The organism is Moraxella sp. CTOTU47724, assembly GCF_032014955.1.
Taxonomy (GTDB): Bacteria; Pseudomonadota; Gammaproteobacteria; order Pseudomonadales; family Moraxellaceae; genus Faucicola; species Faucicola tetraodonis.
On the sequence record NZ_DALZSV010000013.1, the window covers coordinates 1 to 11,374 of the forward strand.

Annotated in this window: 11 protein-coding genes; 6 read left to right on the top strand and 5 right to left on the bottom strand. The window is 45.4% G+C overall.

Annotation, left to right across the window (positions count from 1 at the left end):
• From folK to mazG, 4 genes are all read right to left on the bottom strand, one after another.
• Positions 1-477: 2-amino-4-hydroxy-6-hydroxymethyldihydropteridine diphosphokinase (gene folK, locus RTR63_RS04395; RefSeq protein ID WP_312522874.1), on the bottom strand; the 477-nt coding region annotated here is incomplete at its 3' end.
• Entirely contained in the window at positions 474-2,675 is a 2,202-nt protein-coding gene (gene pcnB, locus RTR63_RS04400; RefSeq protein ID WP_312522875.1) for a polynucleotide adenylyltransferase PcnB, read from the bottom strand. The genes pcnB and folK, both read right to left, overlap by 4 nt.
• Before the next feature lie 236 nt (positions 2,676-2,911).
• Entirely contained in the window at positions 2,912-3,295 is a 384-nt protein-coding gene (locus RTR63_RS04405) for a ComEA family DNA-binding protein (RefSeq protein ID WP_138019421.1), read from the bottom strand.
• 200 nt (positions 3,296-3,495) lie between these two features.
• Positions 3,496-4,320 carry a nucleoside triphosphate pyrophosphohydrolase gene (gene mazG, locus RTR63_RS04410; RefSeq protein ID WP_312522877.1) on the bottom strand — a complete coding sequence of 275 codons (825 nt, stop codon included), beginning with the start codon at positions 4,318-4,320 and terminating at the stop codon, positions 3,496-3,498.
• Positions 4,321-4,649: 329 nt separating this feature from the next.
• Between mazG and RTR63_RS04415 the strand changes: the two genes are divergently transcribed.
• Positions 4,650-5,849 carry a nucleotide sugar dehydrogenase gene (locus RTR63_RS04415; RefSeq protein ID WP_312522878.1) on the top strand — a complete coding sequence of 400 codons (1,200 nt, stop codon included), beginning with the start codon at positions 4,650-4,652 and terminating at the stop codon, positions 5,847-5,849.
• Between the two features lie 83 nt (positions 5,850-5,932).
• Positions 5,933-7,387, top strand: a complete 1,455-nt coding sequence (locus RTR63_RS04420) for a phosphohexomutase domain-containing protein (RefSeq protein ID WP_312522879.1) — start codon at positions 5,933-5,935, stop codon at positions 7,385-7,387.
• Positions 7,388-7,505: 118 nt separating this feature from the next.
• On the opposite strand, the gene RTR63_RS04425 is transcribed toward RTR63_RS04420, so the two are convergent.
• Positions 7,506-8,129 carry a thiol:disulfide interchange protein DsbA/DsbL gene (locus RTR63_RS04425; RefSeq protein ID WP_040403627.1) on the bottom strand — a complete coding sequence of 208 codons (624 nt, stop codon included), beginning with the start codon at positions 8,127-8,129 and terminating at the stop codon, positions 7,506-7,508.
• Between the two features lie 509 nt (positions 8,130-8,638).
• On the opposite strand from RTR63_RS04425, the gene ubiG reads away from it, so the two are divergent.
• From ubiG to RTR63_RS04445, 4 genes are all read left to right on the top strand, one after another.
• The gene (gene ubiG, locus RTR63_RS04430) at positions 8,639-9,373 is read left to right on the top strand and encodes a bifunctional 2-polyprenyl-6-hydroxyphenol methylase/3-demethylubiquinol 3-O-methyltransferase UbiG (RefSeq protein ID WP_007116237.1); all 735 of its coding nucleotides are present in this window, start codon (positions 8,639-8,641) and stop codon (positions 9,371-9,373) included.
• A gap of 40 nt (positions 9,374-9,413) precedes the next feature.
• Complete coding sequence (locus tag RTR63_RS04435) at positions 9,414-10,136, top strand: HAD family hydrolase (protein WP_100274291.1); 723 nt, start codon at positions 9,414-9,416, stop codon at positions 10,134-10,136.
• 100 nt (positions 10,137-10,236) lie between these two features.
• Positions 10,237-11,007, top strand: coding sequence for a YciK family oxidoreductase (locus RTR63_RS04440; RefSeq protein ID WP_062333231.1), 771 nt, complete (start codon positions 10,237-10,239; stop codon positions 11,005-11,007).
• A 92-nt stretch (positions 11,008-11,099) separates the two neighbouring features.
• On the top strand, positions 11,100-11,366 hold the full coding sequence (locus tag RTR63_RS04445; RefSeq protein ID WP_050325275.1) for a DksA/TraR family C4-type zinc finger protein: 267 nt from the start codon (positions 11,100-11,102) through the stop codon (positions 11,364-11,366).
• Positions 11,367-11,374 lie beyond the last annotated feature (8 nt).

Sequence of the window (11,374 nt, forward strand, 5' to 3'; positions counted from 1 at the left end):
TTCCAAGCCCTGCCACTGTTGACTGGTCGGTAAGTCTGCCAATTTTTGCCCATTGACCATAAGGGTCGGGTCAAGCTCCAACATCGGAATCAGCACAAAATTACGCGCAAATAAGCCCTCATGTGGCACTGTTAAACGCGCATTGTTGATGGTGTCATCACCATACAACAATACATCCACATCCAAACTACGCTCACCCCAGTGGCGCAAACGCGTGCGCTTGGCAGCGCTCTCCAAACTTTGGCAAAAATCCAACAGGGCTAAGGGTGCCAAATCGGTATCAACTTTTACCACTGCATTAAAAAAATCGGGCTGGTCGGTGACTCCAAAGGCTTTGGATTGATACAGTGATGATGCTGTAACATTGGCAAAGTGCGGTGATGCGTAAAACGCCACAATAGCATTGGCAATATGCTGCTTTGGCGTACCAAGCGCGTTTGCGATATTGCCACCCAAACCGATATAGCACGTAATCATGGTTGATGACCGTCGATTTTGACCGCGCGTTTGCGGGTGCGTTTTGGCGCTGCCGGTGCCTCGTCCTTAGTCACCGCTTCTGCTAAGACTTTGCTATCAGCAACCGCTTTTTTACGCGTCCGTGGCGCTCGCTTTGGCTTTGGCTGTACCACGCCATTGTCAATCATTGATTCATTGGGTGCCGAACGCTTGACGGTGTCAGTGCCAATGCTAATATCAGTATCGTTATCGGTATGAGTCACCGCCTGATTATCAATGCTTTGTTTGACGGGTGTTGGGCTGACAGATTCGCCAAGCAAATCATTAGCGGATGTTGTGATATCCGCTTGCTGGCGTTGCTCCAAAATCGACCAGTTTGAGCTGGGGGTGCGTCGCGCACGTTTGGCAGGTACACTCGCTGCCGATAAATAGGCTTTGTCGCGTTTGCGTGAGCGACTTAGTTGTGAACTATTTGGGCGTGCACTTGTCTCAGTATAAGCTGATGCTAAAGCAGAAACTGGCGGCTGATAAGGGTGGTCATCGTCTTTTTGCGCTGTGATTGGCGCTACGATAAGTGACTTAGCCGGTGCTGAGTTGGTGTGACTGGCAAGCGATAACTGCTGCAGTTGGGCTTTTTCAAGTTGCTGCTGCTGCGTTAGTTTGTGTGCTTTGGTAGATAGCGCCGTATCTTGTACCAGTTCACGTTCGATTTGGCTGCTTGCTGCAAACGGCAAACGACGTCGTTGGCGGCGGCGCTGTCCATGACTAAAATCGCTACCCATGTCTGCCTCATTATCACGCAACACATCGCTAGTTTGGTAAGCAACGCTGTCGTCCTCAAAACTGGTTTGATTGACAATATTCGCAAAGCGCAAACGTACCGATTCAAGGTCGAACTCATCAATCGCTTGTTGCTGCTGTTTGGCACCTAGGGTTTGAAACCACGCCCACCAATGTCCCATGCCATTGGTGCTTTCATCATCCAACGTAATCGCTGCGCCATGTTGTTTGGCAAGTGCTTGGTTTTTGGCTTCCACTTGCTCACGCATCATCAAAAAGTCATAGGCAGCCCGAAAACGCGGATTTTCAAACAGCTTTTGTAGATTTTTTTTGCGCGGCTGGGCAAGTCTTGGCTGCATGAGCCAAATATCTTTAATAAACTGCTCGGCAAACTTGGGCATGGCTGTGTGCTGGCGCTGCTTGTCCAACACTTTATTGGCGGCTTGGTTTTGCGCGTCGCTAAACGGTGTGTTCTTTTTAAACTTATCCAATAGATACAGATAGTTTTCCCACAAAATAGTCGCATAAAAGAACGCAGGGTTAATGCTTTTACCACTACCTATGCGCCTATCGGTATTTATGGTGACTTGGTTGAGTAGTGGTGTCACGCTTGTAGGTGGATAAAACAACAATTGAGAAAACGCACCATAATCAAATAGCAGTGGTAACATCGGCACCAAATAGCCGCCTGTGAACATTTTTTGCGTTTCATCGTATAAGCGGTGAGGGGATACTTGCGCCAATAATGCCCAGTTTTGCGCGTTGAATTGTTGGTTTAAGGCGTTATCAAAATCAAACTGCAATTTTGCTTTAAAACGCAGCGCTCGTAGCAGACGTACAGGGTCTTCTTCCACCCGTTTTTGGGTGTCGCCGAGCAGACGAATGGTGCGGTTTTCAACATCTTTTAGCCCACCACAAAAATCATAAACGATATCGTCAAATGGCTGATAGTACAGGGCATTGATACTAAAGTCGCGGCGCACCACATCTTGATAGATATCACCCCACACATTGTCACGCATAATCATGCCGTCTTCGGTGAGATGATTGTTGTCCTTAGGCGGCGCGCGAAAGGTGGCAACTTCAATCATATCGCGACCAGAATACACATGACACAGCTGAAAACGCCGTCCGATGATGCGGCAGCGTTTACCAAATACTTCTTTGATTTGGTTGGGGGTGGCGTTGGTCACAGCATCAAAGTCTTTGGGCTTTAAGCCTAACAAGGCATCACGCACCCCACCGCCGACGATGTAGGCTTCAAAACCCGCCTGCGTCAGTGTGCTAATCACTTCTTTGATGGAGTTGGGTAAATCAGCTTTGTTTAAGCCCAGTTTTTTGGCATCCCGGCGAGCCGACTTTCTATCTAAAACATAATCGGTTGCGGTATTGCCAGCAGCGGTTGCCGTGCTAGGTGATTTGCGAGTTTTTTTTGCCATGTATAGTAACCAAAATCCATGAAAACGGCAGAAATTTATTAGCGGTTAGTGTACCAAATTTCTGCCTAACTAGGGATATTAATTCACGGTTACAAAAAATCCAGTGAGCAAAAAGTATTGTTGAATGATTGATTATTGGTAGTGCGTTAGCGGTATAGGATGAGACGGTTTGCTTGCTAGTACAGCGTGTATAAAATAAGAATAGGCTTGTGATGATTGCCAATGCTTTGCTATCACTATTGGGTGGTGATGCGGTGGCGATTTTTATCGACAGTCGCTTTGCCGATACCTTTGACGTTGGCTAGGTCATCTGCCGTGGTAAACGGTGCCATCATTTGCCGGTATAAAATAATTTGCTGGGCTTTTTTGGCGCCGATACCATCAAGCTGTGTAAGCTGTGCTTCACTGGCGGTATTGATATTAATCACTTTGGGTGAATTGGCAAGGAGATTTGCAGAGGGTTTTGTGGTCCCACCGTTAGTACCAGTCAAATTTGTCACGGCCAAAAAAGCCTGCTCGGGCGTCAAGGTTGGGGTACATACTTGCGCCTGTGCGGGCACTGCCCATAGTGCTAGAAATAAAATGGCAAAAGTTGAGCCAACTAATAATCGAAAAATCATTGCTTTAACGGTCAAATCCCTGTTAACTCAGTATACCTTGCCCAGACTTTTGGAACAATCAATCTTGGGCAATAAAAAAGCCAAACTTAGTACAAACTTAGCTAAAAAGCTGTTTTAGCAAAAAAATGTACACGGCATGTAAACAGGGTATTAGCTGTCAATAATACTAGACCCTAAAACCTAGCCCGTGCTTAAACCCCTCATGCAAATTTTTCATGCTGTTTTGCCAAATCCCACAAGTTATCCATTTCCTCTAAGCTAGCAGTTTCAGGGGTTTTACCCATTTTGGCGAGCTCATCTTCAATAAAGCCAAAACGAGAGCGAAATTTATGCACGGTCGTCAAAGTCGCTTTTTCGCTATCAATGCCCAGTTTGCGGGCAATATTGACTAGGGCAAAAAAACAATCGCCCAGTTCTTTTTCTAGCAGCGCTTTTTGCTCAGGCGTCGGTTTTTGACCATCGATTGGTAAGATTTCTTTGAGTTCTGCCACTTCTTCATCCAATTTGTCCACCGCACCCGACACCACATCCCAATCAAAACCGACTTTATTGGCAGTTTTTTGTAGTTGTTGCGCTTGCATTAACGCTGAGCCTGCCTTGACCGCATCAAGGGTGCGGCGATGTTTTACCAGTTTACCCCGTTTGGCTTTTTCGGCATTTTCCAAGGCTTTGATTTCATCCCAGCGTTTTTTGACATCTTCATCGGTTTTTAGATTTTCTTTGTCAAACACATGCGGGTGACGGCGAATGAGTTTTTGTTGTAAGGTGAAAATCACCTCACTGATATCAAACTGCTGCTGCTCTTGGTATAGACAAGCGTGAAAAACCACTTGTAGCAGCACATCGCCAAGTTCACCCTTGATGTCGTCAATGTCGCCTGATTGAATGGCTTCGATAAGCTCATAGGTTTCTTCTAGGGCGTAGGGAATGAGGCTATCGTTGGTTTGTTTTTTATCCCAAGGGCAGTCTTGGCGCAGTCGTGCCATTAAGGCAATGAGGTCAGCAAAATTGGAAGTCGGTTGCATCGTTATCTCTGAAGGGTGATTGATAGTAAATGATGAAAAATTCACAATATAACATTGACCTAGCTATTTTAGCGCATTTGACATGGCAATCTAAGCCCATTGGTAAGTATTTGCCTTGACAGTCTAGATGCCTAAAATACAGAGCCTTCAAATACAGATACCTAAAACACAGATGCCCCGAAATAATCGTTGTCATTGCTATGCCATTTTGTCAAACTATAGTGATATTGGCAAAAACTTACCTAATTTAAAAATAAAAGAGATATCAAGGCTAAAAATACGCGACGGTTTCGCTAATTTTTGCTGCGATTTGTAAGGTTCCATCACCCATGATTACAACTATCTTTGTCATTGGGGCAGGCTATGTCGGTCTGTCCAATGCGGTACTTTTAGCCCAGCCTAAACTTGCTAACCAAGTCACCTTGGTTGATATCGACGCCCAAAAGATTGCCCAATTACAACAGCAAGAGTCGCCGATTGACGATGCGTTGATTGCGCAGTTCTTGGCAACCCAGTCACTGAATTTAGCGGCGCAGTTGGTAAGTGAGGCGGATTTTTCAACCGCAGATTTAGTGATTATTGCCACACCGACCAACTACGATGTCGCCACTGGCAAATTCGATACCTCATCGGTAGAGGCCAGTATCCAAACGGTACGCGCTCACAACGCACAAGTGCCGATTGTGATCAAATCGACTGTGCCGATTGGATTTACCCGTGACATGCAGGCAAAATTTGATACGCGTATTTTGTTTATGCCGGAGTTTTTGCGGGAAGGCAAAGCGTTATATGATAACCTGCATCCGTCACGTATTATCGTTGGCTGTGATATAAACCATGTGCCAGCGCTGCAAGATGTTTGCCACCAATTAATAACCCAATACCAAACTGCCAGCGAACAAACCCACACTCCAAGCCAAATCATGCCGCCCACCGAGGCGGAGGCGGTCAAACTATTTGCCAATAGCTACCTTGCCACACGTATTGCATTTTTTAACGAGTTAGATAGCTTTGCCGAAAGCATGGGGCTTGATAGTGAGTCGATTATCACCGGTGTGAGCTTAGACCCGCGGATTGGCATGCATTACAACAACCCATCATTTGGGTATGGTGGCTATTGTCTACCCAAAGATACTCAACAGCTCAAAGCCAATTATGAAGGGATTCCTGCCAATGTGATTCATGCGGTGGTGGATGCCAACAATACCCGCAAACGCTTTGTTGCCCGTCAAATTATCGCCAAGCAGCCTAATACCGTGGGTGTGTACCGCTTGAGCATGAAAAAAGATGCCGATAACTTTAGAGATTCTGCAATTTTGGACATTATTGAACTGCTCAAACAACATGCCATTGATGTAAAAATCTATGAGCCCAGTCTGTCGTCACCGCAGTTTATGGATTGTCCCGTAGTCAATGATTTAGCGAGTTTTTTGGAAACGAGCGATGTGATTGTCGCGAACCGATTACATCCCGAATTAGCGCACGTCAAGACAAAAGTGTATAGCCGCGATGTGTTTGGTGATAGTTGATCATTGCTAGTGAATAACTGATTGTGAATAATTAACAGTTAATTGAATGACATTCTTAATTCTTAATCCCATGAGCCACGTATATGAATGATTTTTCTCCCATCACAATTTCGTCTTTTAAAGCCTATGACATCCGCGGCGAACTCGGTAACAACCTTGACGAGAACATCGCCTACCGTATCGGACGTGCTTTCGCCCAATTTTTAAGTGAACCGCTATCAAATCAGCAAAAATCAGCGATTGTGATTGGCTGTGACATTCGGCCCAGTAGTGAAGCCCTTAAAAAAGCCACCATTCAAGGTATATTAGATGCAGGCATCGATGTGATTGATTTGGGCATGACAGGCACTGAAGAGGTGTATTTTGCCACCAGCCACTATGGCGCGATTGGTGGTATTGAAGTAACCGCCAGTCACAACCCCATCAATTATAACGGGCTAAAATTGGTGCGTGAACAGTCAAAACCCATTAGCGCGGATACCGGCTTGGCAGACATTCAACAAATCGCAGAAAAAGGCGCGTTCAAAGCGGCAGCCAGTAAAGGCGAGTATCAGTTAAAAGAAGACAAAACCGCCTATATCGACCACCTGATAAGCTATATTGACGTCAACGCGTTACGACCTTTGACAGTGGTTGTTAACTGTGGTAATGGTAGTGCTGCGCCAACGATTGATTTGCTTGAGCAGCGTCTACAAGCTGCCAACGCGCCTATTAATTTTATCAAAATCAATCATGCGCCTGACGGCAGTTTTCCCAATGGTATTCCCAACCCCATGATTATTGCCAACCGTAAAGTGACGGCAGACACGCTGTTGGCAGAGAAAGCGGACTTAGCGATTGCGTTTGATGGCGATTTTGACCGCTGTTTTTTCTTTGATGAAAACGCCCGATTTTTGGAGGGCACTTATGTAGTGGGGGTGCTTGCCAAAGCTTTCTTGGATAAAAATCCTGCCGAGGCGATTGTCTATGACCCGCGCAATATCTTAAATACCGAAAGCGTCATCGCGGCGGCCGGTGGCAAAGCGACCATCAGTAAGTCAGGGCATTCTTTTATCAAACAAGTCATGCGTGAAAACAACGCAGTGTATGGCGGTGAGATGTCTGCGCATCATTATTTTCGCGATTTTAACTACTGCGATAGTGGCATGATTCCTTGGTTATTGGTGATTGAGCTGCTATCAAAATCAGGTAAAACAGAGGCGCCAAAAAAACTGTCGCAACTGGTTGATGAGATGATTGCCGCTTTTCCTATCTCAGGTGAGATTAACTTTAAATTAGACGGTATCACTGCGCCTGCGGTGTTGGCAAAACTTGAAGAAATCTACCAACAATTTGATAGCCAAACGGCGACCCTTGATAAACTCGATGGCTTGTCGGTCAATTTTCCACGCTGGCGCTTTAATGTCCGCGCTTCCAACACTGAGCCACTGATTCGTCTCAATGTCGAAGCAAGCGGTGATAAAATGCTATTGGATGAAAAAACCAAACAGCTAGAAAATTGGATTGTGGCACAAGGCGGCACGCCAGCCGACCACTAGGTTTTATTAACTACCATAAAAAAGCCGTTTCAACGTTAATTCATTGAAACGGCTTTTTACTATTTAAGCTAAAACCATCTGGGCTAAAACTATTAATCTTCAGCAAATGGCTGTCGGATTATTTACCACCACGTTCCGCACGGGCTTTATTGATGAGATAGTTAACTACTTGTGGCACTTTACCATCCTCACCCTCCACAACGTATTTTCCATCAACGACAACCGCAGGCACCCCTGACAGTTGGAAGCGCTGCGCCGCATCTTTTGAACGCGCGATACGGGTATTCACCGCAAAAGAATTGTACATGCTGTTAAATTTATTGATATCCACGCCTTTTGATGCGTACCATTGACCGATAGAGGCTTGGTCAAACAATTTTTGGCGGTCTTTTTGAATGGCGTCAAACATCGCTTGGTGGGTTTTGCCTTGATAACCTAATAACTGTGCGGCATAAAAACCGCGCGCGTTTTGTTCCCACACAGGGTTCATCGCAGCTGGCGTCTGCATAAACACCACATCAGCTGGCAATTTTTTTGACCACTGTGCCATGTAAGGTTCTAATTTGTAGCAGTGTGGGCAACCATACCAAAAAAATTCACGAACAATGATTTTATTGCCTTCAATTTTCTCTGGGTTTGCAAGCACCTTATAGTCTTGACCCGCTACAAAATCTGCAGCTTGGGTTGATAAACTGGTCAAGCCGATTGCAGCGGCGATTGCGGTCATTGCTAATTTTTTCATGGTTGCCTCATTAACAGTCAAATCATAGGGTCTAGCACGGCTCATATCTTATAGTATGTTATAGAAAATCGCTTGCTAGCAGGGCTCAAAATACAAAAATATCTGCGCGTTATACTATCATAAATTAAGGATGTGCCTAAGTGTAATACTTTGTAAACTAAAAAAAACTACACTGGTGAAAAAAATAAGCAATATGTTAATTAAATTTTCTAAATAAAAAAGCATACTTTTTTAAGTTTAATTTATCAGTCATATTTAAAGTTGGAAGGTTATGAGATTATGCAGCAATAAGCTATTTTACCCCACAAATTTATCCTACAATTTTACGCTATCAGCCTGCCACATAAATTCTACAGCGAATGGGCTAAAAACTGTTAGAATAAGGCTATTTTTGATAGCCATTGTGGTTAGCAAGCAACCGCATTTCAAAAAACGCGATAACACGCTATTAAAGTAAAAAGTATCGAATTAAAAAAATAGCGAAGTAAAAATCAAACGGAACTATCATCATGACACAACCGAACCTACAGCAAAACGTCGACTTACAAGAAGTACAAAAATTCACCGACCTTGCCAATGAATGGTGGGACAAATCAGGCGCGTTTGCCACCTTGCACCAAATCAATCCGCTACGCTTAAACTGGATTGAACAGCAAACCATCGCCCGCCAGCAATCAGGCTTAACAGGCAAAAAAGTGTTAGATGTCGGCTGTGGTGGTGGTATTTTGTCGCATAGCATGGCAGTGCGAGGCGCCACGGTGACGGGTATTGATTTGGGAGAAGCCAACATCAAGGCAGCACAAATCCATGCCGAGCAAACTAGCCAAGCGATTGATTTTGCTTGTGTTGCTGTAGAAGATTTTGCCAAAGCGCACGCTGGTGAGTTTGATGTGGTGACTTGTATGGAAATGCTCGAGCACGTGCCAGACCCGCAGTCCATTATCAATGCTTGTTTTACTTTGCTCAAACCCAATGGCGTATTGGTACTATCGACCATCAATCGCAACCCAAAATCCTACCTGTTTGCGGTGATTGGCGCTGAATACTTATTACGCTTGTTGCCACGCGGCACACATGATTATGAAAAATTCATCACCCCAGCCGAGCTAGATCGATTTGCCCAGCGTGCAGGCTGCAAACGTCAAGATTTAATTGGTTTACATTACAATCCACTTATCAAGCACTATTGGCTGGCACAAAATGTTGACGTTAACTACATGATGGCGGTATATAAGCCTCAGTAGTTGGCTTTACTTAAATATTAATCGTTGATTTGAGCAAAAAATGACTGAAAAATGCCAAGCCGTATTGTTTGACCTTGATGGTACCTTGATTGATACGGCACCTGATTTTATCCGGATTATTAAGGTGATGTGCGCCAAACACCAGCACCCAGCGCCCAGTGATACCGCCATTCGCGAGCAAGTTTCTGCAGGCGCCAGAGCGATGGTCAAGCTAATGTTTGGCGAGCTTGCCGATGTGACTGAGGATGACCCAACCTTGTTGGCTTATCGGCAAGAGTTTTTGGACACCTATGAGGCCGATATCTGTGTCGATAGCCGCTTGTTTGATGGGCTTGATTCGCTGCTAAAAAACTTGGAATCACGTGGTATTGTATGGGGCATTGTCACCAATAAGCCGCGTTATTTGGCGGAAAATTTGTTAGAGAAACTTGAGCTAACTGAGCGCTGTGCGGTACTGGTATGCCCTGATGATGTCAAACATACCAAACCTGACCCAGAGCCCATGTATTTGGCAGTAGCGCGGTTGAACGAACAACTCGGGCGTCAGCTACAGCCTGAAAATTGTGTGTATGTCGGTGACCATATCCGTGACATTCAAGCGGGCAATGCGGCGAATATGCGCACGATTTTGGCAGCTTATGGCTACATTCCCCCTGAAGACCAAGCGGATTTGGGCAGTTGGGGTGCAGATAACATAATCCATAGCGTCGCTGAATTGACCGCTTTGCTGGGCGATTGGACGGATGCTTTAGCGGACACTTGAACAAGCGACTAGGCGCTTGATGCATAGACAAGGTGTTAACAATTTGCCCGATTTTTAGGGAATTTTTTAGCGAGCTTTTGAGAAAAATTTTGAGGAAACTATGACTTTAGCAACCCATGATGATATCCGTAACTTTATCCCACCTGCCGATTGTCTAAAAGGTAAAAATATTTTGGTCACAGGGGCAGGTGATGGCATCGGTAAAGCAGCAGCGCTAAGCTATGCAAAATATGGCGCGACCGTGCTACTACTCGGCAAAACCGCGAGCAAGCTTGAAGCTGTATATGACCTAATTGAAGCAGAAGGCGGTGCACAGCCTGCCATGTTACTGATGAATCTAGAGAGCGCAAGCTACACAGAAATGCAGCAATTGGCGATTTTGATTGAGCGTGAAGTCGGGCATTTAGACGGTGTTTTACACAATGCAGGGTTGCTCGGTGTATTGACCCCACTTGAAATGTATGACCCGATTATTTTTGAGCAAGTGATGAAAGTCAATTTTAATGCCACCTTTACCCTTACCCAAGCTTTGCTACCGCTACTCAAATCTGCGCAAAGTGGCTCAGTGGTGTTTACCTCTAGTAGTGTCGGCAGCCGTCCACGCGCGTTTTGGGGGGCGTATGCGCTGTCAAAATTGGCGGTAGAGGGGATGAGCGATATTTTCACCCAAGAAACCCAAAAAACCACCACCCTGCGCTTTAACTGCATCAATCCCGGTGCCACGCGTACCCAAATGCGGGCTGCTGCCTATCCGAGCGAAAACCCCAACACCTTGCTTGCGCCCGAAGACTTGATGAGTGCGTATGTTGCCTTGATGAGTGATGAAGCGGCAGGTATCAAAGGTCAGGTGATTGATTTACAGCCACAATAAAATGGCGCGATAACGGCTTTAATACGCTATTGAAATTTGACAAAACCACTACCATATTATTATGGTTAACTTATTAAAATCTAAGGAAAAATATGGCAAGTGGTTGGGCTGCGGATGGCGCAGAAAACGAGCAAATTGAAGCGACTATTAATGACGCGATTGAGCGAGCAAAACGGGCATTGCCACAGGGTGAGAGCCTAACTCATTGCGAGGAGTGCGATGCCCCAATCCCCGAAGCACGGCGTCTTGCGATGCCAGGGGTGCACTTGTGCGTGCGTTGTCAACAATCGCTAGAACAGCATCAGCAAAAAGTTGAGCTATTTAATCGCCGTGGGAGTAAGGATAGCCAATTGCGCTAAGCGTATTG